This window comes from Paraburkholderia sp. IW21, assembly GCF_041321145.1.
In the GTDB taxonomy this organism is placed as follows: domain Bacteria; phylum Pseudomonadota; class Gammaproteobacteria; order Burkholderiales; family Burkholderiaceae; genus Paraburkholderia.
In genome coordinates, this window is the sequence record NZ_JBGGWA010000001.1 from 758,413 (window position 1) to 784,206 (window position 25,794).

The following is a 25,794-nucleotide window of genomic DNA, read 5'->3' on the forward strand; positions in this document are numbered from 1 at the left end:
GCGTGATGAGAATGAAAAAGCCGGAAGTGAAAGACCGGCAGTGGCCCCGGGCCGTTCAGGCGCGCGCCTGATGACGGGAGCGTTGCGAGGAGTGCCAGGGAATCGCGAAGCGTTCGAGCATGTCGATGACGACGAACAGCAGTGCCCCGATCACCGACAGCACCACGAGTGCCGAGAAGATCAGCGGCTGGTCGAAGTTGCCGTTGGCCCGCTGCAGTACATAGCCCAGTCCTGAACCGGCGCCGACGAATTCGCCGACCACCGCACCGACCACGGCCAGCGTGATCGAGACCTTCATGGCCGAAAAGATCGACGGCAGCGCATGCGGCAAGCTGATCTTGAAGAACAGCTTCAAGGGCGAACTGCCCATCGAGCGCGCCAGGTCGATCAGATCTTTTTCGACCGACTTGAAGCCCAGGACCGTCGAGACGACCACCGGAAAGAAGCCGAGCAGGAACGCCACCAGGATCCGCGGAAACAGGCCGAACCCGAACCACACCACGAACAGCGGCGCGATCGCCACCTTCGGGATACTCTGCGAGAACACCACCAGCGGATACAGATAGCTTTCGATCAGCGGCGAGTAGGCGACCAGCATCGCGATCGGCACGCCGATCAGTACCGACAGCGCGAAGCCGCCGAGCGTGGCGTAGAGGGTGGGTGCCGATTCCTGCAGCAGCATCGGCCATTGCCTGCCGATCTCCTCGAAGATCGCCACCGGCGTCGGGACCAGATAGGGCGGGATTTTGAAAATGCGGATGACCAGGTCCCACGCCACCAGCAGGATCACGATCAGCAGGACGGGCCGTAGCCACTGTGAGTTGAGGGTTTTCTTGAGGGTGCTCACGATATTCGATCTTCCAGGGAGTGCTGTTGAAAGAGGCTGCGCGCGAGGCGTCCGGTCGCGCCATGCGCGACTCGTGCCGCTCGCCGGCAAAGGGCGTTGGCACGCTTTGGTCGGAGACGGGCCAACAACGAAGCTGACAACGGGCTAACGCGTGGCGACGGCACGCCCCGGGTCGCGGGGCGCGCGGCCATGACGGCGCGTCGTGGCGCGGCGGCACGTGCTCACCTGCTCCCGACCTGCGTGTGGGTCAGGCGTGAGGCGGCACAACGCCTGGAAGTGCATCGGCAAGGTTGTCTCCTTCAGCAAGTGCGCATGCACGAGCCAGCAGGTGCTTCTCGTTTCGTTTGCCGCAGCCTCCGGGTTCGCCGCGCATCGATGCCTGCTTCCGATGCGCGGCGAACCCGGGGTGCGGTACACCTTTGCCGGCAAGATTGCAGCGGGACCGGGCAGGCCGCAAACGGCATTTCTTCATGCGCGTCATGAGAGAAATTCATTCGCGGGAACGCGGCCCGTATGGGCACCGGCCGATGAAAGTTTTTCATTCGATGCATGAACGATCGTCGTTTGCCGGGTTTCGGACAGCCTTGCAATATCACCCTGGGCGAGCAAGGGCTCGCGTTTTTAGGGATTTTGGCGGAACGCGATGAAAAACGAATCTGGCAGCGATATCGTCTCGACACATGTGGTAGTGCGCGACGGCACACGCATCGGCTATAGCCTCCATGGCGCTCAGGACAGCGCCGCGCGCGTCGTGCTGCTCCACTCGCTCGCCATGGACCGGGGCTTCTGGCAGCCGGTCATCGAGCAACTGGCGCCGCACGCGGCGGTCCTTGCAATCGATTGCCGCGGACACGGCGCGTCGGACAAACCGGCGGGGCCGTATACGGTCGCGCAATTCGCGCAGGACGTGCGTGACGTCACGGCCTCGCTGGCTTTCGACCACGTGCTGGTTGCTGGCGCGTCGATGGGCGGATGCGTCGCGCTGCAGTTCGCGGCGAGCTATCCGGAAACCACGCGCGCGCTCGGGTTGATCGACACGACTGCATGGTATGGCGAAACCGCGCCGCACGACTGGAACGTACGCGTGGAGAAGGCCGAGAAGGAAGGGCTGGCGCCGCTGGTCGGATTCCAGTCGACGCGCTGGTTCAGCGACGCCTTCCGCGCGGCGCGGACCGACGTCCTGCAGCGCTGCGTCGATACGTTCCTGCGCAACGAAGTGCCCGCGTTCGCCGCTACCGGGCGGATGCTCGGCGCCTTCGACGGACGCGCATTGCTTGCCGGCGTGCGCGTGCCGACCTGCGTGATCGTCGGCGAGGAGGACTATGCGGCACCGCCCGCCATGGCCCAGGCGCTGCACGACGGTATCGCCGGATCGACGCTGACGGTGATCCCCGCAGCGCGTCACCTGACGCCGCTCGAAACGCCCGATGTGGTCGCGGGCGAACTGCTCGACCTGCTGGACCGATCGGCGCGCGCCTGACGCCTGACGCCGGCGAAACCCTGCGCCGCCGCTTGTCGCGCGGCGCTCAAGCCAACAAGGAGTGCACTCGATGGCACCGTTTGAACTTGCCACGCCCCGTTCGCTGCATCAGGCGATCGGGCTGCTCGATGCCGAGGATCCGGATATCCGGCCGGTAGGCGGCGGCACGGCGGTGATGCTGATGATGAAGGCAGGCGTGCTGCGGCCGACACGGCTCGTCAGCCTGCGTGCGATCGAGCCTGCGTATTCGCAGGTGAGTATCGGCGCCAATGGCGAGTTGCACATCGGCGGAATGACGCGGCTCGCCACGCTCGAGCATTCGCCGCTGGTGCGCGAGGGCTGGCCGGTTCTGGCCCGGACGCTGCGCACGCTGTCGAATGTGCGGGTACGCAATGTGGCTACCATCGGCGGCAATCTCGGCCACGCGGATCCGCACATGGATCTGCCGCCGGTACTCACGGCGCTGGGCGCGCGCGTCACGGTGAGCGGTCCCGACGGCGAGCGCACGTTCCCGGTCGAGGACCTGTGCATCGGCTATTACGCGACCGTGCTCGCGCGCAACGAACTGATCTCCCGCGTGATCGTGCCGCCGCAGGCAGGGCGCCCCGCAGCCTACATGAAAGTGACCACGCGCGCGGCGCACGACTGGCCCGCGCTTGGCGTGGCGGTGATGCTCGACATGCAGCGCGGGAGCGGCCTGATCCAGTCGGCCAGCGTGATCGTCGGCGCGGCGACGGACAAGCCCACCCGCCTCACCGGCGCCGAGGCGATCCTGCGCGGCGCGTCCGCCGACGACGCGACGCTGCGTCGGGCGGGCGAAGCGGGCGCGGCGGAACTCGACATCGTCGGCGATCCGCATGGCTCGGCCAGCTACAAGAAGCAACTACTCAGGGTTTATCTCGGACGCGCGGTGCGTATCGCGCTCGACGCGTCCGCTAGAAGGGATCATCACGCATGACGACAACCGAAACTTCGGCTGGGGCGCCGGCCGGGCAAGTTGGCCGGTCGCTGAATCGGCTTGAGGCGCGCGCGAAAGTGACGGGCCGCGCCGAATACATCCACAACCTGGTCCTGCCGCGCATGCTGCATGGCAAGATCCTGCGCAGCCCCGTGGCGCACGGGCGCATTGTCAGCATCGACGTGAGCGCCGCGCGCGAGCTGCCCGGCGTTCACGCCGTCTACACCGCGCAGGATATTCTCCGCGTGATTCCCGAACCCTACTACGGGCCGGCGTTCCATGATCAGCCCATCCTGGCGATCGACAAGGTGCGTCACGTCGGCGAACCGGTTGCGGTCGTGCTGGCGGATGATCCGGACGTTGCGGAGGAAGCCACGCACCTGATCATGGTGGAGTACGAAGAATTGCCCGCCGTGTTCAATGAAGTCGAGGCAGCCAGCTCCAAGGTGCTGGTCCACGACGCGCTGAAGCCGGCCGGGACCTTCCCCGACCTCAAGCATCTCGCCGGCAGGAAGGGCACCAACGTGGCGCTCGATTTCCAGTTGCGGCGCGGCGACGTGGAGAGCGCGTTCGCGTCGGCCGCGCATGTGTTCGAGCATACGTTCAGGACACAGCAGGTGATGCATACGCCGCTCGAGCCGATGGTGTCGCTCGCCGAACCGGGCGATGAAGCGATCACGATCCATACGGCGTCGCAGAGCCCGTCGTTCGTGCGCATCGAGATCGCGCGCCTGCTCGGCTGGGCGGAGAACCGCGTGCGGGTGAGGACGTCGCTGCTCGGCGGCGGTTTCGGCGCGAAGCTGTATATCAAGCTCGAAGCGCTGGTGGCGGCGCTTGCGCTGCTCGCGCGCCGTCCGGTGAAGATCTCGCTGACGATGGAGGAGCAGTTCTTCACCATCACCAAGCATGCCACCACGTTCCGCATGAAGACGGCAGTGTCGGCCGACGGCCGGATCACCGCGCGCAAGTGCGACGTATGGTGGAACGGCGGCGCCTATGCCGACATCGGCCCGCGCGTGACCCAGAAGTCCGGCTTCACGGCCTCGGGCCCGTACGACATCGAGAACGTGTCGATCGATTCCTATGCGGTGTACACGAACCTGCCGCCGGCGGGCGCGTTTCGCGGCTTCGGCATTCCGCAGATGGTGTGGGCGTACGAGAGTCACGCCGACATGATCGCGCGGGCGCTGAAGCTCGATCCGGTCGAATTCCGCCGCAAGAACATCCTGCGCGAAGGGCGCCCGCACGCCACCGGCACGCCGATGCGCGATGCGGCCATCGACCTCGTGCTCGAGCGCGTGGCCGAGCGCATGAACTGGAGCGCGCCGTTCGAGCGCGGCGCAGGCACGCTGCGCCGTGGCCGCGGCATCGGCATCGGCTTCAAGGCGCTGGTCGCGCCCACCACCTCGGTCGCCATGGTGAGCCTTGCCGGCGACGGCAGTTGCACGATCTATTCGAGCACCGTCGACATGGGGCAGGCATCCGATACGGCGATGGCGCTGGTGGCCGGCGAAGTGCTGGGCATCGCGGCCGAAAAGATCAAGGTGATTCGTCCCGACACCGACGTGACGCCCTACGACATGGCGACGCTCGGCTCGCGCTCGACGTTTCACATGGGCCATGCGGTGCGTCTTGCCGCCGAGGACGCGCGCACGAAACTGCGCGAGCTGGCCACGGAGCTCGGCCTCGGCGCCGACGCGCCGCTGGCCGCCGGCGACTTGCTGCGCCGCAAGTACGGGATGTCGGCGGGCAATATCGTCGGCGTCGGCAGCTTTATTCCGAGCTACAAGTCGCCGGATCACGAGACCGGGCAGTCGGACAATATCACGCCGAACTGGATGGTGGGCGGTTGCGGCGTCGAGGTCGAGGTCGACACCGAAACCGGGCATTTCACGCTGATGCGCTTTGAGAACGTCGTCGATTGCGGCACGCCGCTCAACCCGAAAGTGGTCGCGACGCAGATAACGGGTGCGGCGATCATGCAGCTCGGCATCACGATGTTCGAGCGTATGGAGTTCGACGAAGTCGGGCAATTGCGCAATGCCTCGTTTGCCGAATACAAGATTCCGGGCATCCACGACATTCCGCACGAAATCGGCCATGAAACCGTCGATTCATATCAGAACAATGGCCCGTTCGGCGCGAAGGGCGTGGGCGAGAGCGCCACGTTCGGCGTGGCCTCGGCGATCGCCGAGGCGATCGAGGACGCCGTCGGCGTGCGGCTGACGTCGTTGCCATTGACCCCCGAAGCTGTTTACCGCGCGCTGTGCGCGGCAAGAAACGAGCCGATGCCCGAGGAATGAGACATGAGTGACACCTCCATGAAGATCAGCTTCGTGCTGAATGGCGAGCCGGTCGAGGCGGAAATCGAACCGCATCAGACCATCCTCGAGGTGCTGCGCCGGCGCTTTGCGCTGTACGGCGCGCGCGAGAGTTGCGGCCAGGGGCTGTGCGGTTGCTGCACGGTGCTGGTGAACGGCGAAAGCGTATCCGGCTGCCTGTACCTCGCCGGGATGGCGGACGGCGGCAACGTCGTCACGATCGAGCATCTCGATGCCGACGGCAAGCTCGACCCGGTGCAGCAGGCGTTCATCGAATGCGGCGCGTTCCAGTGCGGTTTCTGCACGTCCGGATTCATCCTGATGAGCCGTCAGCTGCTGGACAGCAATCCGGATCCGACCGACGCCGAGATCCGCCATTACCTCTCCGGCAACCTGTGCCGTTGCGCGGCGTATCCGGAGATCATCAAGGCGGTCAAGCTGGCCGCCCGCATGCGCCGGGAGGCTGTGGCGTAAGCTGCCGCAGCCGCCTGGCGGCGCTTCGCGGCGGTCCCGGCCGCCGGAAAAATATAACGACGGAGACAGTCGATGCAATCACCCCTGGACGGCCGTGTGGAGGCGGCCTCGACGCCGCGTGAGGCGGGCCCGCCCGTGGTCTGGTACCGCTCCATCAACCGGCAGCAGTGGAGCGCGCTGCTCGCTTCCAATCTCGGCTGGTTCTTCGACGGCTACGAAACCTATGCGCTAATCCTGACCATCGGCGTGGCGCTCGGGCAGTTGCTCGCGCCCGCGATGCATGCGCAGATCCCGTTCTACGCCGGACTGGTGATCGCGCTGACGCTGCTCGGCTGGGGCGTGGGCGGCCTGATCGGCGGTGTGCTTGCCGACTACATCGGCCGCAAACGGATGATGATGCTCGCGGTCCTCGCTTATTCGCTGACCACGGGCCTGAGCGCGTTCTCGTGGAACTGGGCTTCGTTCGCCGTGCTGCGTTTCGTGGTCGGGCTGGCAATGGGCTCGGAATGGGCGACAGGCACGGCGATGACGGCGGAGATATGGCCCGACCGGCATCGGGGCAAAGGCGCGGGGCTGATGCAGTGCGGGCTCGGCATGGGCTTCTTCGTGGCTTCGCTGACGTGGCTCTTCATGAGTCATGCGGGCGCGCACGCGTGGCGCTACATGTACCTGGTCGGCGTGCTGCCCGGGCTCGCCACGCTGTGGATGCGAAGGGGGATTCCCGAATCGGAGCAATGGGAACAGGTGGACCGGAATCGCCGCAAGCTGCAAGCCGCGAAGCGCGCGGGCGTCGAATTGCAGGCTCATGAACAGGCGCTCACGCGCTTTACGCTGGTGGATCTGTTCGCGGCGCCCGAGCTGCGCCGGCGTACGATCGTTGCCGTGCTGATGTCCTTGAGCACGACATTGGGATGGTGGGGCATCTCGACCTGGGTGCCGCCCTACATCGGCTCGGTGGCCGCCCACTCGGGCCTGAGCGCGCCGACGTGGGCGAGCCTCGCGGGCCTTGCCTACAACATCGGCGCGATCGCCGGCTATATTGGCCTGGGTTTTCTCGCCGACGCCTTTGGGCGCAAGCGCGTCACCATGCTGTTCTTCGCAATGGCCTTCGTGCTTACGCCGGTGCTGTTTCTCTGGACGCACAACGCGGTACTGCTGCTGGCCGTGGCGTGCGTGACAGGCTTCTTCAGCCTCGGGCAGTACACGTGGATGCCTACGTGGCTGCCTGAGCTTTATCCCACCCGCATCCGCGGCACGGCGATCGCCTTCTGTTTCAACGTGCCGCGCCTGCTTGCCTGGAGCGGCCCGCTCCTCGCCGGTACCTTGATCACGCGCTTTGGCGGCTATGGCGACGCCGCGGTGACCGTTGGTTTCATCTATCTCGTCGGCCTCGTGCTGGCGCCATTCCTGCCTGAAACGCAGGGCAAACCCTTGCCGGAGAGTACTTAAGCCATGAACTTCATTTTCACCCCGCACGTGCCGGCACCCGGTGGCCATTATTCACAGGCGGTGCAGGCGGGCGGCTTCACGTTCGTGTCCGGCATGCTGCCGGGCCCGGGCGTCGCGACCGACGGCGCGGACAACTTCGAGCGCCAGGTGCTTGCCACGCTGCAGCATTGCGAGCGCGTGCTGGCCGAGGCGGGCTGCAAGGCAACCGACGTCGTGCAATGTGTTGCGTATATCGTCGGCATCGACAACTGGGTGCCGTTCAATCGGATCTATGCGGCGCACTTCGGCGAGCATCGGCCGGCTCGCGCTGTCGTGCCGGTGCCCGAACTGCATCATGGGTTTCTGGTCGAGTTGCAGATGGTCGCTTACACGGAGCGCTAGTCTCTTCTGACCTTGCAAGCGGACCGGGGGCACGAACTTCCGGAACCGTCACTTCTCCGGCCTATGCGCCGCGATCCACCAGTCGCGGCGCAGCACGTCGCGCAGGAACTTGCCGCGTGCGCTTCTGGGCAGGGTGTCGACAATAAAAAACTGTTTGGGCAGTTTTTCGCGCGCCAGGTGCTGCCGGCAATGCGCGAGGAGTTGTCGAGCATCGAGCTTGCTGCCCGGGCGCGGCACGACGAAACACACCGGCTCCTGACCATAGATCGGGTCGGGCACGCCTACCGCCGCTGCATCCTGCACCTGCGGATGCACGAGCAGGACGTCCTCGATCTCCTGCGGCACGATCTTCACGCCGCCACGGATGATGAGGTCGTCCATGCGGCCGGAGATTCGCACGAATCCCTCCGTGTCCCGCGCGGCGATGTCGCGTGAATAGAACGGCGCGCCGCGAATAGGATCGATGCCGCCATCGCGGCGCATGAGCCCGAGCGCAAGCTTCGGACCGCTCACGACCACCTGGCCCGCTTCGTCCGGCCCGCAACTTTCGCCGTCCGCATCGACGATATCGAAACCGATATGCGCGGCGGGATAACCGATCGTGCCGAACTTGCGGCGATACACGCGGTTGCCGCACATCCAGCCCGCCTCGGACGACCCGTAGAGGTTGATCACATGAACGCCGTAACGCGCTTCGAAGCGGGCCCATTGCGGCGTCGAGAGCGGCGCGGTGCTGCATGTCATGGCGCGCAACGAGGCGAGGGCTGCCGTGTCCACGTCGAGCGGCCCTTCCAGCAGCATGTTCAGCACGGTAGGAACACCCGCGCAGACAGTGATGCGATGCCGCGCGACCCATTCGGCGAAGCGGCTGCGCGAGAAGCGCCGGGCAATGCACAGCGTGGAGCCTGTTTGCAGGAAAGGCGCGAGGCTCAGGATCTGCGCGGAGTACCAGTCGAACGAACGGTATTCGAGCATCCGGTCGTCGGGGCCGAAGCCCAGCAGGTCGATGCTGTCGAGTCCGTTGAGCCAGTAGCATGCGTGGTCGTAGACCACGACCTTCGGCATGCCGGTGGTGCCGGACGTGCAGCACATCGACGCCACGTCGCTGCTCGAACCGGTGTCCGGAAGCGGTGTCCGGTCGGCATCGGCTGCGAAGCGGATCGCGTCGTTCAGCGGTTCTGCGCCGCTCGCGGGCCACGCGCCGACGCGCACGAGCGGCGCGTTCGTGGCGGGAACAAGGTTTGCGTCGGCTTGCGTGGACAACAGGATCAGCGACGGATCGATCGCCTCGAAGATGTGGCTTGCCGCGACCGCCCCGACAAACGCGATATCGAGCGGACACACCACGGCGCCAATGCGCCAGACCGCCAGCCAGAGCAACAGCTTTTCCGGCCCTTCGCTGCCCACCAGCATGATGCGCGAGCCGGCGCGAGCGCCGTGTCGCAGCAGTTGCCTGGCGACGGAATCGACCACCGCGGCAAGTTCGCCAAAGCTGATCGTGGCATCGCGGTCGACATCGATGATGGCGGCTTTGTGCGGCGCGGCGCGACGATAGCCGTCGAGCAACGCACCAATGGTTCGGTAAGCCGGATCGGCTATCGCTCGACGGGTGTCAGGCATGTACTGGCGTGGGGGTCGGCGGCCGGCAGGGGCGGCATGTGAGGCGCGGCGACGCTGCCGAGGCCCGCGCTGTCGCTCAGGTTGGCGAGCGCCCATTCGCGGAAGGCTTCCACTTTCTTGAGCTTTGCCTTGTCGTTCGGCGAGGTCACGTAGTAGGCGGAATTCGACGGGACCCGCAGCGTGAACGGCTGGACCAGACGTCCGCTCGCGAGATCGGCGTCGATGAGCGGCGTGCGGCCGATCGCGAGACCCACGCCGTCGACCGCCGCGGCAAGCGAGGTCAGTTGCAGATGAAAGACGGCTTCACCGGCGAACTGCACCGGCTCCAGACCGGCCGCTTCGAGCCACGCGGGCCAGTCGTCCTGGAACATCGAATAGAAGTACGTACGGATTTGCCGGAAGCGCGCGAGCCCCTCGGCCGCCGAGCTGAACTCGCCGGCCTCGCGCAGCACCGAAGGCGCGCATACGGGGAAAAATTCCTCGCCGTGCAGGCGATCTGTCCGCACGGACGCCCAGCGCCCGGAGCCGTAGCGAATGGAGACGTCGGAGCTATTGCGTTCGAACTCGTCGAAGGTCGAACTCGTGGCGAGATGCACGGTGATCTCGGGGTGCGCGCGCTGGAAGGCAGGAAGCTGCGGAATGAGGCACTTCACCGCGTAGGTCGGCAGGCACGTCACCGTTAATACCGTGCTCGGCTTTTTCTTGCGCGCGTGGGCCGTGGCGATCGACAGCAGATTGATCGCTTCGTGGACCGAATTCAGGTATTCGCGGGCCGCGGGCGTGAGGGCCAACGCATTGCGCCGACGCACGAACAGCTTGATTTCGAGCCGTTCCTCGAGCGTCTTGATCTGGTGGCTGATAGCAGTTTGAGTCAGTTCGAGCTCTTGTGCCGCGCGCGTGAAGCTGAGGTGTCGCGACGCAGCCTCGAAAGCGAGCAGGCTCTGCAAGGAGGGAATGTACGGTCTCATGCGGCGTCCGGGCGAGGCAGGGCAGGGGCATCAAAAAATCGATTGTAGTCGCTTTTTTTGTGCTCCCTGCGTGGTTGGACCGGCTTCATGCAAACGAACAGTGACAGCCGGCGCGAAGGCGCAGCCGTATGATCGGGTGTAAAAGGCCGCCAAGAAAATGAAACTTTCTCATACAGGACATGAAAAAACGTAGTTTGCGCGCGCGTATGGCGCTCGGGCATGCTTCGCACCTCTTGCTCTTCCCGGCCGACGCGGCGGCTCGCGGCCCGAGAGCGCGGGTCGAGATGCGCGGTCGCCGTATGCCGGCGCGGAAAGAATGATACGACGTGTGGCGGCGGAGGGGCAGGCAGGCTGGTATGAGGCGCCGATTCCGGCACGAGCCGGCCCGGCCGCCATGGCCCCGGCGCGACATGGCCACTGCTCCCGTGGAGAATGAACTTGGATAGCGACGTGTCGGACAACCCCTTTCTTAAGACCCTCGGGATCACGCGCACCGCGTGGCGCGAAGGCTATGCGGAATTCCAGGTGCCGGTGCAGCCCGCCTTGCTCAACCGCCAGCAGATGCTGCAGGGCGGCGTGATCGCAACCCTGCTCGATGCCGCCTGCGGTTATTGCGGCCTGTATAGCTCCGATCCGGAGCGCCCCGTTCACGGGCTCACGTTATCCCTGACGCTCAATTTTCTCGACAAGGGTTTGGGCGATCGCGTGATCGCCAAGGGCTTTCTGGAGCGCAAGGGAAAGACCGTTTTCTTTGCGCGCGGCGAGGCGTGGCTCGACGACAGAGTCCTGATCGCGACCGCGCAAGGCACCTTCAGGTACACACGCCCGAAAACCTGAAACGGCGCCCGAAAGGCGAGCGCCGGCATGAAAGAAACTCATTCCACGCATGCAAGACGGTCGTTTGCGAACGGCTGGACGCTGCGTCAATGTTGGATATTCGATGCATGGCCACGGGCGGACGGCGTATCCGAACCGGTTCCCGCGTGAAGCCAATGCCAACCAGGAGACTGCAACGTGACAAATACTTTGCCTGCCCACTCACTCGATTTGCGCGCATGGCTCGAGGAAGTACGCGCTTTCGGTGAACTGAAGGAGGTGCCGGGCGCGCACTGGAATCTCGAACTCGGCGCGATCAGCGAGCTGAACGTCAAGAGAGCAAATGCGCCCGCATTGCTATTCGACGAGATCCCCGATTATCCCAAGGGTTTTCGTGTCTTGACGTGCAGCACCGCGAGTCCCGCGCGCTTGTCGTCGATCCTGCGCCTCGGTGCGCAGGAAAGTCATCGGGAGCTGGTGCAGACGCTGCGCGGCAAGCCTAAACAATGGCAGTCGCAGGCCGCGGAGTACGATCCCGTGACGGTCGAGACCGGGCCGGTGCTGGAGAACATCCAGTCGGGCAGCGACGTCGACCTGTTCTCGTTCCCCTCGCCGCTCTGGCATGAAAAGGACGGCGGCCGCTATATCGGCACCGGCTGCATGGTCGTCACGAAGGATCTCGATTCCGACTGGGTCAACGTCGGCACCTATCGCATGATGATCCACGACAAGACGCACGTCGGACTCGACATGATTCCGGGCAAGCATGGTGCGATTCAGTACGACAAGCACATGAAGGCGGGCAAGCCGTTTCCGGTGGCGATCGTGATCGGCTGCGATCCGCTCGGCTATCTCATCTCCGGCATCGAAGTGCCGTTCGGCATGTGCGAGCTGAATTACATCGGCGCGATCCTGAAGCAGCCGGTCTCGGTGGTGCGCGGGCAGTTGACCGGCCTGCCGTTTCCGAGTGCCTCGGAGATCGTGCTGGAAGGCTGGGCGCATCCGGGCGACGAGCGCATCGAAGGCCCGTTCGGCGAGTTCCACGGCTACTACCCGGGCAAGGCCGAAACGGCGCCTGTGGTGACGATCGAGCGCATCTACTACCGCAATCAGCCGATCATCATGGGCAGCCCGCCTGCCAAGCCGCCTAACGACTATTCGTATTCGAAGGCCGTGATGCGCTCCGCGTTGCTGGTGGACGCGTTGCAGGCCGCGGGCGTGCCCGACGTGGAAGGCGTGTGGGCGCACGAGATCGGCGGCGCGCGGATGTTCAACGTCGTGTCGATCAGGCAGCGTTACGCAGGACACGCGCGCCAGGCGGGACACATTCTCAGTCAATGCGGCGTGGGCGCTTACATGTCGCGCTATTCGGTCGTGGTGGACGAGGACATCGATCCGTCGAACCTGCAGGAAGTGATGTGGGCCGTCGCCACGCGCACCGACCCCGATCTCGACATCGACATCATCAAGCGCGGGATGGGGTCGAAGAACGATCCCATGTCGATTGCGAATCCGTACAAGGCGCCGTTCGCTTCGAAGGCGATCATCGATGCCTGCCGGCCCTACGATTTCATCCGCGAGTTTCCCGAGGTGGCGGAAGCCAGCAAGGAATTGCAGGAGAAGGTACGCGGCAAATGGCGCCACGTCCTGGGGTAGTGCGACGAAGAAACGCCCGATATGAAACCGGGCCTGCGCGGCATGCGCGAGCCATTGCGCCGCCACGCCTGCATCAAGAAAAGAAGGGGAAAACCGTATGGAACTGATTGGAGAACAAATCCTGGCGTTGCCGCGTGAGCGTGTCTGGGCGGCGTTGAACGATCCCGACGTGCTGCGCGCTTCGGTACCCGGATGCGAATCGTTCGAACGGGTCGAAGACAATCATTACAAAGTGGTGATGGCCGCATCGGTCGGGCCGATCAAGGCGCGCTTCAACGGCAAGATGACGCTCACGGACCTTCAGGCACCCGAATCATATTCGCTGACCTTCGAAGGCTCGGGCGGCGCGGCCGGCTTCGGCAAGGGCGGAGCGCATGTGGACCTGACGACCGAAGGCGAGGGCACGCGGCTTTCATACCGTGCGCACGCGCAGGTCGGCGGCCGCCTCGCGCAGGTGGGGGCCCGCCTTATCGACGGGGTGGCGAAGAAGATGGCTGAAGATTTCTTCGGTCGTTTCACCGCGGCCGTGACCGGTCCGCAGACGGCGGAAGCCATGCAGACGCCTGCGGCCCAGCAGGCGCCGCACACGCCGCCAGCGCCCCAGCCGCAGGCCGGCGGGCAAAACCCCAAGCGCTCATGGTGGTGGACGGCGGGGCTTGTCGTGGTGATCGTAGCCATCGTGACAGTGTTTCGTATGCATTCCTGATCGAGCGGCCGCGTTGCGCCGTGGATAAGTTGCGGGGGAGAAAACAGATGCAGGAAAGCAATGCGTGGCCGGTGCAGACCGGCCAGAACACAGCCGCGCCGGGCGACGGCACAGTCGAGCATGCAACACATGCCAACGCTATCGCCGCGGCCGCGTTGATTCGCAGGATCGAGAGCGTGCCGTTTTCCCGGTGGCATACGAAAGCGCGCCTGATCATAGGCAGCGCGACTTTCCTCGATGGCTTCGACGCGTTGTCGCTCGCCTTCGTGCTGCCGGTGTTGATCGGCATGTGGCACATCCGGCCATTGCAGATCGGCTTCCTGATCGGCGCGAGCTATGTCGGGCAACTCATCGGCGCGCTGTTCTTCGGCTGGCTCGCCGAGCGCCGCGGGCGTATCAAGAGCGCCGCGATCGCCATTACGATCATGTCCGTGATGAGCCTTGGCTGCGCACTCTGCGGCAACTTCTCCGCGCTGCTCGCATGCCGCTTCGTCCAGGGCGTCGGCGTGGGTGGCGAGATGCCGGTGGCGGCCACCTATATCAGCGAGCTGTCGAACGCGCATGGACGCGGCAAGTACTTCCTGCTCTACGAAATGATTTTCCCGGTCGGATTGATGGCGACCGGCCAACTCGGCGCGTGGCTCGTGCCGGCGGTCGGCTGGAAGATCATGTTCTGGATCGGCGCGGTTCCCGGTCTGATGGTGGCGCTGCTGGTGATGCGCCTGCCCGAATCGCCGCGCTGGCTGATCGGCAAGGGGCGTTTTGACGAAGCCGAGGCAGTCGTGCGTCAGATGGAAGCGAGCACCGCGCGGCGCATCCCGCCCAGTGTGCACCTCGGAGACCGCAACTTGAGCTCGGCGGTGACCGCGCGCCGGGGCTGGAGGGAGGTCCTGTCGCCGCTCTATCGCAGCCGCACGCTGATTGTGTGGATATTGTGGGCGAGCGCATTCTTCATCGCTAACAGCCTGAACAACTGGCTGCCGACACTCTATCGCACCGTTTATCACCTGCCGTTGCAATCGGCGTTGCGAGCCGCGTCGCTGACCAACATCGCGCAGGTCGCGCTGCTGCTCGTCTGCGCTTTTTGCATCGACCGGGTGGGGCGCCGGAACTGGACCGTTGCGGCGTTTTGCCTGGGCTGTGTCATGCTGACCGGCCTAAGCCTGTCCGGCGCTCATAACGTGTGGAGCGTGCTGGTACTCGGCACCGCCAGCTACGGGTTGATCGGTTCCATCGCGGCAGTGCTCTACCTGTACACCCCCGAGGTCTATCCGACCCGCATGCGTGCAACCAGCACGGGCCTCGCTACTTCGTGGCTGCGGCTGGCATCGGCGGTGGGTCCCTCCCTGGTGGGACTGCTGGTCCGCGAGGTGAGCACGGCTTCCGTATTCCTGATGTTCGCGGGAGTGGCCTTGGTGGGTGGGCTCGCGGCAACGCGAATGATCGAGACGCGCGAACGCAGTCTCGAGGAAATCGCGCCTTGACGGATGGCACTTCGCACTGAAACGACATCTGCTGCGCGCTTTTCTTTATCGCAAACACCTCGCGGCCCGGTTCGCCGCATGGCGCGAATTTACCAATGTCACCCAAACTTCGTCGAATGCTTTCCGAGCTTCAGTGCCTCATCCATCAGCACCGACGAAGTCCCGCACGTTGACAGTGCCTTGTCACGTCACTTTAGCCCTTAGCGGCAGGCGACGCGCCTTACCAATTCGGAATGGTTCACTCTCGTTACTCATTGTCTGCGCCATGTTGCGCGGCTGTGCCAGACAACACGCGCGAACGAATCACCTTCACCCGTTGCTGCATGATTTCGCGCGCCTTGACGCTCTCTCGCGCTTCGATCGCATTCAGCACCGACTTGTGGGAGCGGATCACGCGCGCGGCGATCGCGTGCGTGGTGTTCGGCGCGAGCAGCGGCTGCAATACAAAACGCAGCGCCCGGAATTGCGCGAGCAGAACGCGGTTGTGCGACGACTCGACGATCGCTTCATGAAAGCGCAGCGAAGCATCCGTGAACGCGAGCGGATCGTCACGCAGCTTGTCGAGTTCGGACAGGATCCCGCTCAGCTTCTTGAGGTCTTCTTCGGTGGCGTTTTGTGCGGCCAGTTCTGCTGACGTGACTTCGATCGCCATCTGCGCGTCGAAGATTTCCTCGCCGGTGACGCCGATCAGATGCAATTGAATCGCCAGCGCGTCCGCGAAGCGTTCTGGATTGCCTTGCGCAATCCATGCGCCGCCTTTCGCGCCCATGCGGATCTCCACGATGCCGACTGCTTCAAGCGTGCGCAAGGCATCGCGAGCGGCCATGCGGCTCACGTTGAATTGCGCGGACAGCGACGTTTCGCTGCCGAGGAAATCCCCCGTCTTGATCTGGCCGGAAAAGACGGCTGCGCGCACCTGCGAAACAATGCGCCAGGATAAGGTTTCCGTCTGCACCGGTTCCCACAGCGGCGTAGTTTCGACAGTACCTTTTTTCAATTCGGATCTCCGGACCTGAGCGTGGCGAGCTGTTGAATCGGGGTGCAGGCACGCAGGCGTGGTGCGACCCCGAAAGACTGATCGCGATGTTAGCATAGCCGACGAATAATCATACGGTTATACAGTTAGCAGATATTCTCGCGCATTCCGGGGTCACAAATCGAGCACCAGACACTCGCTTCTGCTGCCCGAGCAGCAGATCATCATCGATCGGTTCGCCTCCTGTTCACCCTTTGTCAGCACCATGTCGCGATGGTCCGGCACACCTTCGAGCACACGTGTTTCGCACGTGCCGCACACGCCTTGTGAGCAGGAGTAGCTGACCTCGATCCCTTCGTCGATCAATGCATCGAGAATCGTCTTGCCCGCACTGACTCGAATCACGCGGCCTAAGCGCGCGAGTTGCACGTTAAAGCCGCCGGACGTTGCCGGGGCCTCGCCGGCGGCAAAGTACTCGACATGAAAACGTGCGCCGCCGCCACAGTTCGCTGCGGTTGCTTCGAACGCATTCAACATGGCCGTCGGGCCGCAGCAATAGAAATGCGTACGGTCGTCGTGCCGCGGCAATACCGTGGCGAATTCGAGCCGCTTTCCATCCGGTTCGCCATCGTGATGAAACTGTACGCGCGATCCGTATTGGCGCAACGCATCGACGAATGCCGTGGTTTCGCGGGTGCGCGTGCAATAGTGCAGTTCCCACGACCGTCCTAGTGCCTCCAGGCGCTGAATCATGCCCATGAGCGGCGTGATGCCGATTCCTCCCGCGATAAGCACCGTATGCGTGGCGTCCTCGACCAGCGGGAAGTTGTTGGCTGGCGCGCCGATCGTCAGCACGGCGCCGACGCGCAGCGTCTCGTGCACCCAGGACGAGCCACCGCGGCTCGACGGATCGCGATTCACGCCGATCACGTAGCGGTGCGTGTCCTGCGGGGAATTGCAAAGCGAATAGCTGCGAATCAGCCCGTTGGGCAAGTGTAGATCGATGTGCGCGCCGGCTGTGAAGCCGGGCAGCGGCGAACCATCAGCCGCATGAAACTCATATGTGTTGATAGTGGGCGCCTCGTATCTGATCGCGCGAAGGTGCACCTGTAGCGTATCCATAGCCTTCTTCATGTTGACTCGTCCGGAGTTGTCTCGTCGCGCAGACGCAAATTCTGTTGCGCATATCTTGATGTGTAATATATATTATCGAAACAGCGTCGGCAAGCACAGGACGGAAGCTGGTCGAGCACGTCGATGGCTTCATAATGTCTAATGTGTATTATCATTAGATCGATTCTGGAGGCGGCGGGAATGACAGCCGGCCGAGGCAGCCGAAGCATTCGCGTGTGCGACGCATCGGCCGAGCGATAACAATGGAGACTTGAAGAATGCTGTCCCAAGCAAAGAACGAACTCTTGACGAAGGTCGGGCCGGGAGAGCCGATGGGCGACCTGTTGCGGCGATACTGGATGCCGATTGCCGGCGTGAGCGAGTTCGACGAAGTGGCCGTCAAGCCCGTGCGCCTGCTCGGCGAAGATCTCGTGCTGTACAAAGACCTGAGCGGCAATTTCGGCCTGATCGACCGCCAGTGTCCGCACCGCCGCGCCGATCTCGCGTATGGCTTCGTCGAAAAATGCGGACTGCGCTGCAATTACCACGGCTGGCTCTACGACCAGGGCGGCAAGTGCACGGAGCAGCCGTATGAAGACATGGCCAATCCGCAATTGAAGCTGAAAGAGCGGGTGAAGATCAAGGCATATCCGGTCGAGGAGAAGGCGGGTCTTCTGTGGGCGTACCTTGGGCCGCAACCCGCGCCGCTCGTGCCGAACTGGGAGCCGTTCTCCTGGAAGAACGGTTTCGTTCAAATCGTGATTTCCGAAGTGCCGTGCAACTGGCTGCAATGCCAGGAAAACTCGATCGATCCGATCCACTTCGAATGGATGCACAACAACTGGACCGCGCGCCTGAATGGTCAGACGGGCCCGTACTCGCCCGCTCACAAACAGCTCGATTTCGACGAATTCGACTACGGGTTCATCTACAAGCGCCTGCGCGGCGACGCGGACGAAAACGATCCGCTCTGGTCGATCGGCCGTGTGTGCCTGTGGCCGAACGCATTCTTTCTCGGCGAGCATTTCGAGTGGCGCGTGCCGGTCGACGACTCGCGCACGCTGAGCGTGACTTGGGCTTTCGCCCGCGTGCCCAAAGAAAGCGAGCCCTATGAGCAGAAGAGTGTGCCGACGTGGCACGGCCCGGTGACCGATCCGCAGACCGGCCGCTGGATTACGAGTCACGTGATGAACCAGGATTTCGTCGCGTGGGCGGGGCAGGGTGTGGTTGCCGATCGCACGAAAGAGAACCTGGGTAGCTGCGATCGCGGCATCGTCATGCTACGCCGGCGCTTCTTCGAGGAACTCGAAGTGATTGCGAACGGCGGCGAGCCTAAGGGCATCATCCGCGATCCGAAGCTCAATGAATGTGTGGAGTTGCCGATTGCCGCACGCGCCACGTTCGTCGAAGGCATGACCCGCGCGGAGATCGCGAATCATCCGTTGTGGAAGCATCATCTGCAGGATTTCCGCTTTCAGGCGGGTCAGCCGGAGCACGTCCGGCAAGCTTTTCTCGACGCGATGGGCATGGAGCCGTGACGTCCGCGCTACAGTAACGGTGCGAAAACAGCACACGGCGGCGCCTCGCGCCGACCGGACATCAGAGTATCGGAGAAGCAGATGCATACCAGAAGTTACGACATTCAACTCGGCTTGTTCATCAATGGCGAGTGGCGCACCGGGGGGCGCGATACCCAGCCGGTGATCAATCCCGCCGACGAAACGGTGCTCGCGCACTTGCCGCTTGCCACGCAATCCGACCTCGACGACGCGCTCGCCGCAGCCGCGGCCGGGTTTGCGACGTGGTCGCGCATGAGCACGGTCGAGCGAGCCGTCATCATCGATAAAGCCGCCGCGCTGATGCACGAACGCGCCGACGAAATCGGCACGCTGATGAGTTTCGAACACGGCAAGATGCTGGCCGACGGCCTGCAGGAGGCGCACAGCTCAGCCGATATCGTCAAATGGTTCGCGGAAGAGGGGCGTCGTGCTTATGGGCGCGTGGTGCCCGGCCCGCTGCCGAATTCGCGCCAGCTCGTGCTGAAAGTGCCGGTCGGACCGGTGGCGGCGTTCACGCCGTGGAATTTTCCCGTGCGGATTCCCGCGCGCACTGTGGCGGCCGCGCTTGCGGCAGGTTGCTCGGTGATTCTGAAGGCTGCCGAAGAAACGCCCGGGTCCACCACGGCGATGGTGCGCTGCTTCCAGGATGCGGGTTTGCCGCCTGGCGTGCTGAATCTGGTGTTCGGCGTGCCGGCAAAAGTATCGGAATATCTGATCGCGTCGGATGTCATCAAGGCGGTGGCATTCACCGGGTCGATTCCGGTCGGCAAGCATCTCGCGGGCCTCGCCGCAACGCACGGCCTCAAGAAACTGGTGATGGAACTGGGTGGGCATGCGCCGATGATCGTCTGCGACGACGTCGACGTGACGCGCATTGCCACGATGACCGCCAGCGCGAAATTTCGCCAGGCGGGGCAAGCCTGCATTTCGCCCACGCGCTTCTATATTCAGGAGGGCGTGTACGGCGCGTTTATCGACAAGTTCGTCGAAGTCGCCGCAAAGCTGAAGGTCGGCTCGGCCTTCGAGCCCGACACGCAGGCGAGCCCGGTTGCCAACGCACGCCGGCTCGCCGCGGCAGACGAGTTCGTCAAGGACGCCGTGGCGCACGGCGCGCGCTTGCTGCTCGGCGGCCAGCGCCTGAATCGCCCAGGTTTCTTCTACGCGCCTACCGTGCTGGCCGACGTGCCAGAACAGGCGCGGATCATGAACGAAGAACCGTTCGGCCCCGTGGTCCCCTTCAGTTCGTTCAGCACCGTCGAAGAAGTGCTGGAGCGTGCCAATCGCCTGAAATATGGACTGGCGGCCTATGCGTTCACCGGTTCGGATCGGCGCGCGTTGCAACTGTCGAACGGGCTCGAGGCCGGCATGATCGGCATCAATAGCATGCTGGTCTCCGGGCCGGAAGTACCGTTCGGCGGCGTCAAGGAGAGCGGCATCGGCTCCGAAAACGGCACTGAGGGTTTGCAGGCGTACCTGGTCACGAAGTTCGTTCAGCAAGCCGTGTCCTGAGCGCGTTGCGCAAGCGGTGATTGAAATCTCGATCGCCGCTGGCCAATCTCAAATAAGTTATATATATTATAGTTAGCACGATTTCCCTGAAGCGGCGAGCGCTTTGAGCGCCGTTCGAAGCCTGCTCGCGGATTAGCCAATAAGATTCGTACGACTAATGACAGATGACCGCATGCAGGCCGGTAAGCATGCTCAGACCTCGACAGTCTGGGAGTCCGTGCAAGTCGAGATCGGCATGGGCGCGAAGGGCGGCGCGTGGATTGCCGGTGCGAACCCGGAGCGCTTTGCCGATGCGCTGTCGATAGAGCTGAGCCTGATCGTCGCCTGATGCAGGAGCGAATCGAGATCGTTCGCACCAGCTTTATTCCGATGACGGCGACGGCAATCATCCAATTCGAGCCGGAATCGATCCGGGCCTGAACCTACAATACTTAACGGAGACACTCATGATCATCGATGCGCACGCGCACGTCACCGCGCCGGATTCGCTTTATGTCTGGAAGTCCGGTCTTGTTTCCCACCGCGGCGCGCATGGCCGTGGCACTGCGCAGATCAGCGACGATGAAATGCTTGCGGTGCTCAATGCGCCGACATTCGGTACCAAATCGCACGTGCAGCAGTTGCGTGATATCGGTACGGATCTGCAGCTGATCTCGCCGCGTCCGTACCAGATGATGCATAGCGAAAAGCCCGCGAAGATCGTTCACTGGTTCACTGAGGAAACCAACGACATGATCGCGCAACAGGCGCGGCTCATGCCGCAGACGTTTCGCGGCATCGGCGGCTTGCCGCAGGCGTGGGGCTCGCCGATCAGCGGATGTCTGCCGGAACTGGAGCGCTGCATCAAGGAACTCGGTCTCGTCGGCGTGCTGCTGAATACCGACCCGAGCGAGGGGCTCGCGACCAACGAAGTGCCCGACCTCGGCAGCGAATACTGGTATCCGCTATATGAGAAGCTCGTCGAACTCGATGTACCCGCGTATTTGCATTCGGCGGGATGCCGTTCCGAGCGGCACAACTACTCGCTGCACTTCATCAACGAAGAAACGATTGCGGTGATGGCGCTCGCCCGTTCGCGCGTGTTCAAGGATTTCCCGCAGTTGAAGATCGTCGTCTCGCACGGCGGCGGCGCGGTGCCGTATCAGTTCGGCCGCTTCCAGGCGCCGTCGCTGCGGCCGGGACGCGCAAGCGAACCGTTTCTCGACAGCTTGCGCCGTCTCTACTACGACACGGTGTTGTATTCGGAAGAGGCGCTGCGTTTGCTCATCAAGACGGTCGGTGCGGATCGCTGCATCTTCGGTGCGGAGCGGCCGGGCGTCGGCACGGTGAAGGATCCGCAGACGGGGCGCTGGCTGGACGACATTCGTCCGGTTATCGAAAGTTTCGAATGGCTCAGCGGCGATGAGAAACGGATGATTTTCGAAGGCAACGCGCGCAAGGTGTTCCGTCTCGACCAGCCGGCTGGCACGGCCGCAACTCGTTGAAGCCATCGGCCATGAAAAATACGTTCAACGGGAGCGCGGCATGGCAACGATGATCGGCGCGATCGCCACGTCGCACGGCCCATTGCTGTCGATGCCGCCCGAGCTCTGGCATTTGCGGGCCGGCGCCGACCTGAAAAATCCGTCGCACTGGTTTCAGGGGCGTTCGTACGACTACCCGGCACTGCTCGAAGCACGCGCGCCGGGCTTTGCGGCTGCGGTCACCGAAGCGGTAAAGCAGGAACGTTATGCCGCGTGCCAGCGCGCACTCGATACGCTCGCCGAACGCTTCCACGCGATGAAGCCCGATCTCGTCCTTGTGCTCGGCAATGATCAGCGCGAGGTGTTCAAGGACGACCTGACCCCTGCGATGACGATATTCAGCGGTGCGCAGATCGAAAACCTGCCGCTGTCGGACGAACAGCGCCAACGTCTGCCGCCGGGCGTCGCGGAGGCCGAGGACGGTCATTGTCCGCCGCAAGGGGCGGTTTATGCCGGTGCGCCGGATCACGCGTTGAAGCTGGTGCAGTCGCTTGTCGATGACGGTTTCGATATGGCCGTTTCGAATCGGCTGCCCGGGGGCGAGGACCGTCAGCACGGCATTCCGCACGCGTTCGGCTTCGTCTATCGCCGCGTAATGCGCGACGCGCCACCACCTTCGGTACCCGTGTTTCTGAACGTCGGCGTGGCGCCGAATCAACCTCGCGTGGCGCGCTGCCTAGCACTCGGTCACGCGCTTGGCGCGGCGATCCGGCGCTTGCCGGCCGAGCTTCGCGTCGTGGTGGTCGCCTCTGGCGGCATGAGTCACTTCGTGGTCGACGAGGCACTCGATCGTCGCGTGCTCGCTGCGCTCGCCGAACGCGACGAAGCCACGCTACGCGATATTCCGGAGCCGTATTTCAACGGCAATACGTCGGAAATCAAGAGCTGGCTGCCGCTCGTCGGTCTGGCCGGGAGTGCGTCGCTGAAGATGACGCTGATCGACTACATCGCATGTTATCGCTCGGAAGCCGGAACGGGCTCGGGGATGGCGTTTGCCTGCTGGGAGTGAGCGGCAATAGCGGCAATAGCGAATATGAGGAACGGAGCAGACACACATGAAAAAAGCAGATGACTACACCCGCCGCCTGCAGCGGCTCGACTGTTGCGCCGTATCGGATGCGCTCGACAAGCTCGGTCTTGCCGGCACGGTCACCGGCTTGCCGCAACGTTCGACCTCGCGCCGGATTGCCGGCAAGGTCGTGACCGTAAAGCTGGTGGACGCCGCGCAGGTGAAAACCACCGCTCACGCCGGTGCGCCGCGCCATCTCGGCACGACGGCGATCGAATCCGCAGGCGCTGGCGACGTGATCGTGGTCGAACAGCACACGGGGCTCGACGCCGGCAGTTGGGGCGGCATTCTCTCGCTCGGCGCGTCGTTGCGCGGCATCGAGGGCGTGATTGCCGACGGCCCGGTGCGCGATATCGATGAAGCGCGGCAATACGACTTTCCAGTTTTCGCGCGGGCATTGACGGCGTTCACCGCACGCAATCGCGTCGCCGAAGCCGGCACCAATGTGCCGATCACGGTTGCACAGGTTCACGTCAATCCGGGCGACTACGCGATCGCCGACAACAGCGCGGTGATCTTCATCGCCGCCGCGGACATCGAGCGCGTGCTGGCCACCGCCGAGCAGATTGCCGGCAAGGAAGCGGCGATGGCGAAAAGGCTGCTGAATGGTGCGCCCATTGCGCAGGTAATGGGCGCGGATTACGAATATATGCTGCAGGATAGGGGGTAACCATGAGCGACACGAACACGCAGCGCGCACAGCGCCTCGATACCGCGACACTGAGCGATGCGCTGGATCGCCTCGGCATCGTCGGTCAATGTACGGGAATCAAGCCGCGCGACGCGAGTTTCCGGCTGTGTGGCCGCGCGTTCACGATTCTTTATGGACCGCCGACAACGCCGCCGGGCACTGTCGGCGACTATATCGACGACGTTCCGGAAGGCAGCGTGATCGTGCTCGACAACGCGGGCCGCGAGGACTGCACGGTGTGGGGCGACATTCTCACGGAAATCGCGCATCGACGGAAAATCGGCGGCACCGTCATTGATGGTATCTGCCGCGATGTGAGCCTGTGCCTGTCGCTGGGTTACCCGCTCTTCAGCAAGGGACACTGGATGCGTACCGGTAAAGACCGTGTGCAAGTCGAAAGTACGCAGGTGCCGGTCAATATCGGCAACGCCCGTGTGTTGCCGGGCGACCTGCTGGTCGGCGACGCGGATGGCGTGATCGTGATTCCGCATGTCCACGAGGAGCGCGTGCTGGCCGCGGCCGAGGAGATTCATGCGGCGGAGCACGCGATTCGCGAGGCGGCGCGGCAAGGTATGCGGCTCGATGAAGCGCGCAGGCAACATCACTATCACGCGCTACAGAGCAAAGTGGTCGCCTGAGCCTCGTTGCTCAATCGTCCCAGCAGGATATCCATCAGGAGACACCATGTCGTACCCTTTCATCGATTCGCCGCTCGTCACCGCTTCGATCGAGCGGCCGGCCGCAGACGTGATCGAGGCCGCCCGCGCCTTTCCGTCCGCGACGCTGCTCGAGGCCGCCAATAAACTGGGCGCATTGCCGTCGGCGATCAAGCCGGTCAGTCCGGCATTCCGTGTGTGCGGTCCAGCGGTTACCGTGCATTCGCCACCGGGCGACAATCTCTGGTTGCATCGCGCGCTGGTCGTCGCGCAGCCGGGTGACGTGCTGGTGGTGTACACGAGCGATCACTATGAAGCCGGCTACTGGGGTGAAGTGATGTCGACAGCGGCCAAGGAGCGCGGTGTCGCCGGTCTGGTTATCGATGGCTGCGTGCGCGATGCCGAGCTGCTCGCGCGCATCGGCTTCCCGGTGTTTTCGCGCGGCCTGTGCATTCGCGGCACGAGCAAGGATTTCGCGGCACGCGGCTGGATCAATCATCCGCTGCGTCTCGGCGACGTCGCCGTGCGGCCGGGCGACCTGGTGGCGGGCGATGCGGACGGCGTCGTGGTGATCGCGCAAGATTCGATTGGCGCGACGTTGCGTGCGGCGCGTGAACGCGAAGACAAGGAAGCGGAAATACTCGCGCGCATCGCGGCCGGCGAGTTGACGCTCGATATTTACGGATGGAATCGCTAAACCCGCGGTTCGGTATCGAAGAGACAGAGGAACAATCGCAATGAGCAATCAAACCGCAAGCGGGCATGAGCCTACGCTTTCCGAGCGCGCCGACGCGCTTGAACACGAGATGATCGCGGAGCTGGACCGGCGCGTGGTGAAATCGGTGATCTATACATCAGGCGATCGTGATCCGACGCAGGCCATTCCACCGCCGCCCGGCACTGGCCCCTTCATGATGGGCGATGACCCGCGTCTGCAGAAAATGCCGGCGAAGCCCACGTTGATCGATTTCTTCAAGTACCGTTTCGGGCCGGCCAATCATGTACTGCAAAGCGCGACGCACGCGCTGAAGGCTGGGCAAAACGAGAAGATCGTGCTGGCTTGCCTGTTGCACGACATCAGCGTGGCCGGCTTCATTCGTGGCGATCACGGCTATTGGGGCGCGCAAATGATTGCGCCATATGTGGACGAAGAGGTCAGCTGGGCCATCCAGTATCACCAGGCGCTGCGCTTTTTCGCGGATGAATCGGTGGGCTACGGGTATCCGGATGCGTATCTGCGCTATTTCGGCAAGGATTACGAGCCCGAACCGTATATCAAACGCGACTACGAGTACGCGCGCAATCACAAGTGGTACATGTCGAGCCGCTCGATCACGCTGCACGACATCTATTCGTTTGATCCGAACGCGGTAGTGAGTCTCGACGATTTCGTCGACATCATCGGACGCAATTTCCGGCAGCCGAAGGAAGGACTCGGTTTCGACGGCAGTCCGTCGGCGCATATCTGGCGCACGATGATCTGGCCGACCAAATTCCTGTAACTTCCCTTTGGTTGCGAGCGGTGCGCCGCTCATTCT

24 protein-coding genes and 1 pseudogene are annotated in these 25,794 nt (G+C 63.6%); 20 read left to right on the forward strand and 5 right to left on the reverse strand.

What is annotated here, in order from left to right; translation table 11 throughout:
* Positions 1-55: 55 nt before the first annotated feature.
* Complete coding sequence (locus tag ACAX43_RS03275; protein ID WP_370706968.1) at positions 56-847, reverse strand: ABC transporter permease; 792 nt, start codon at positions 845-847, stop codon at positions 56-58.
* Between the two features lie 643 nt (positions 848-1,490).
* On the opposite strand from ACAX43_RS03275, the gene ACAX43_RS03280 reads away from it, so the two are divergent.
* From ACAX43_RS03280 to ACAX43_RS03305, 6 genes are all read left to right on the forward strand, one after another.
* Positions 1,491-2,327, forward strand: a complete 837-nt coding sequence (locus tag ACAX43_RS03280) for an alpha/beta fold hydrolase (protein WP_370706969.1) — start codon at positions 1,491-1,493, stop codon at positions 2,325-2,327.
* Between the two features lie 70 nt (positions 2,328-2,397).
* Complete coding sequence (locus ACAX43_RS03285; RefSeq protein WP_370706970.1) at positions 2,398-3,285, forward strand: xanthine dehydrogenase family protein subunit M; 888 nt, start codon at positions 2,398-2,400, stop codon at positions 3,283-3,285.
* Positions 3,282-5,588, forward strand: coding sequence for a xanthine dehydrogenase family protein molybdopterin-binding subunit (locus ACAX43_RS03290; RefSeq protein ID WP_370706971.1), 2,307 nt, complete (start codon positions 3,282-3,284; stop codon positions 5,586-5,588). The genes ACAX43_RS03285 and ACAX43_RS03290 overlap by 4 nt, the downstream gene beginning before the upstream one ends.
* A 3-nt stretch (positions 5,589-5,591) precedes the next feature.
* Positions 5,592-6,080, forward strand: coding sequence for a (2Fe-2S)-binding protein (locus tag ACAX43_RS03295; protein WP_370706972.1), 489 nt, complete (start codon positions 5,592-5,594; stop codon positions 6,078-6,080).
* Positions 6,081-6,152: 72 nt separating this feature from the next.
* On the forward strand, positions 6,153-7,529 hold the full coding sequence (locus ACAX43_RS03300) for an MFS transporter (RefSeq protein ID WP_370706973.1): 1,377 nt from the start codon (positions 6,153-6,155) through the stop codon (positions 7,527-7,529).
* A gap of 3 nt (positions 7,530-7,532) precedes the next feature.
* On the forward strand, positions 7,533-7,910 hold the full coding sequence (locus ACAX43_RS03305; protein ID WP_370706974.1) for a RidA family protein: 378 nt from the start codon (positions 7,533-7,535) through the stop codon (positions 7,908-7,910).
* Between the two features lie 48 nt (positions 7,911-7,958).
* Here ACAX43_RS03305 and ACAX43_RS03310 read toward each other — a convergent pair whose 3' ends face one another.
* Positions 7,959-9,530 carry a class I adenylate-forming enzyme family protein gene (locus ACAX43_RS03310; RefSeq protein ID WP_370706975.1) on the reverse strand — a complete coding sequence of 524 codons (1,572 nt, stop codon included), beginning with the start codon at positions 9,528-9,530 and terminating at the stop codon, positions 7,959-7,961.
* A complete protein-coding gene (gcvA, locus tag ACAX43_RS03315; RefSeq protein ID WP_370706976.1) occupies positions 9,506-10,498 on the reverse strand; it encodes a transcriptional regulator GcvA in 993 nt (330 codons plus the stop codon). Before gcvA ends, ACAX43_RS03310 begins: the two co-directional genes overlap by 25 nt.
* Before the next feature lie 438 nt (positions 10,499-10,936).
* Here gcvA and ACAX43_RS03320 point away from each other — a divergent pair, with 438 nt between their 5' ends.
* The 5 genes and pseudogenes from ACAX43_RS03320 to ACAX43_RS03340 all read left to right on the forward strand — a co-directional run.
* A complete protein-coding gene (locus tag ACAX43_RS03320; RefSeq protein WP_370706977.1) occupies positions 10,937-11,335 on the forward strand; it encodes a PaaI family thioesterase in 399 nt (132 codons plus the stop codon).
* Positions 11,336-11,512: 177 nt separating this feature from the next.
* Positions 11,513-12,970, forward strand: a complete 1,458-nt coding sequence (locus ACAX43_RS03325; RefSeq protein WP_370706978.1) for a UbiD family decarboxylase — start codon at positions 11,513-11,515, stop codon at positions 12,968-12,970.
* A gap of 97 nt (positions 12,971-13,067) precedes the next feature.
* Positions 13,068-13,676 carry a CoxG family protein gene (locus ACAX43_RS03330; protein ID WP_370706979.1) on the forward strand — a complete coding sequence of 203 codons (609 nt, stop codon included), beginning with the start codon at positions 13,068-13,070 and terminating at the stop codon, positions 13,674-13,676.
* A 47-nt stretch (positions 13,677-13,723) separates the two neighbouring features.
* Positions 13,724-15,160 carry an MFS transporter gene (locus ACAX43_RS03335; RefSeq protein WP_370706980.1) on the forward strand — a complete coding sequence of 479 codons (1,437 nt, stop codon included), beginning with the start codon at positions 13,724-13,726 and terminating at the stop codon, positions 15,158-15,160.
* 7 nt (positions 15,161-15,167) lie between these two features.
* Positions 15,168-15,281 (forward strand): annotated as a pseudogene (locus ACAX43_RS03340) (IS6 family transposase); the annotation flags it as partial.
* 126 nt (positions 15,282-15,407) lie between these two features.
* On the opposite strand, the gene ACAX43_RS03345 reads toward ACAX43_RS03340, so the two are convergent.
* Positions 15,408-16,157 carry a FadR/GntR family transcriptional regulator gene (locus ACAX43_RS03345; RefSeq protein WP_370706981.1) on the reverse strand — a complete coding sequence of 250 codons (750 nt, stop codon included), beginning with the start codon at positions 16,155-16,157 and terminating at the stop codon, positions 15,408-15,410.
* 153 nt (positions 16,158-16,310) lie between these two features.
* On the reverse strand, positions 16,311-17,270 hold the full coding sequence (locus ACAX43_RS03350) for a 2Fe-2S iron-sulfur cluster-binding protein (protein ID WP_370706982.1): 960 nt from the start codon (positions 17,268-17,270) through the stop codon (positions 16,311-16,313).
* Positions 17,271-17,527: 257 nt separating this feature from the next.
* On the opposite strand from ACAX43_RS03350, the gene ACAX43_RS03355 reads away from it, so the two are divergent.
* From ACAX43_RS03355 to ACAX43_RS03395, 9 genes are all read left to right on the forward strand, one after another.
* A complete protein-coding gene (locus ACAX43_RS03355; protein WP_370706983.1) occupies positions 17,528-18,787 on the forward strand; it encodes a Rieske 2Fe-2S domain-containing protein in 1,260 nt (419 codons plus the stop codon).
* Between the two features lie 81 nt (positions 18,788-18,868).
* A complete protein-coding gene (locus tag ACAX43_RS03360) occupies positions 18,869-20,317 on the forward strand; it encodes an NAD-dependent succinate-semialdehyde dehydrogenase (protein WP_370706984.1) in 1,449 nt (482 codons plus the stop codon).
* A gap of 157 nt (positions 20,318-20,474) precedes the next feature.
* Positions 20,475-20,645, forward strand: a complete 171-nt coding sequence (locus ACAX43_RS03365) for a hypothetical protein (protein WP_370706985.1) — start codon at positions 20,475-20,477, stop codon at positions 20,643-20,645.
* Between the two features lie 118 nt (positions 20,646-20,763).
* Positions 20,764-21,801, forward strand: a complete 1,038-nt coding sequence (locus tag ACAX43_RS03370; RefSeq protein ID WP_370706986.1) for an amidohydrolase family protein — start codon at positions 20,764-20,766, stop codon at positions 21,799-21,801.
* A 40-nt stretch (positions 21,802-21,841) separates the two neighbouring features.
* Positions 21,842-22,849 (forward strand): protocatechuate 3,4-dioxygenase, encoded by a 1,008-nt coding sequence (locus tag ACAX43_RS03375; protein ID WP_370706987.1) that lies wholly within the window; start codon positions 21,842-21,844, stop codon positions 22,847-22,849.
* A gap of 46 nt (positions 22,850-22,895) precedes the next feature.
* Positions 22,896-23,579, forward strand: coding sequence for an RraA family protein (locus tag ACAX43_RS03380; RefSeq protein WP_370706988.1), 684 nt, complete (start codon positions 22,896-22,898; stop codon positions 23,577-23,579).
* A gap of 2 nt (positions 23,580-23,581) precedes the next feature.
* Positions 23,582-24,238, forward strand: coding sequence for an RraA family protein (locus tag ACAX43_RS03385; RefSeq protein WP_370706989.1), 657 nt, complete (start codon positions 23,582-23,584; stop codon positions 24,236-24,238).
* 46 nt (positions 24,239-24,284) lie between these two features.
* Entirely contained in the window at positions 24,285-24,953 is a 669-nt protein-coding gene (locus ACAX43_RS03390) for a 4-carboxy-4-hydroxy-2-oxoadipate aldolase/oxaloacetate decarboxylase (protein ID WP_370706990.1), read from the forward strand.
* 40 nt (positions 24,954-24,993) lie between these two features.
* Positions 24,994-25,758, forward strand: a complete 765-nt coding sequence (locus ACAX43_RS03395; protein WP_370706991.1) for an HD domain-containing protein — start codon at positions 24,994-24,996, stop codon at positions 25,756-25,758.
* Positions 25,759-25,794 lie beyond the last annotated feature (36 nt).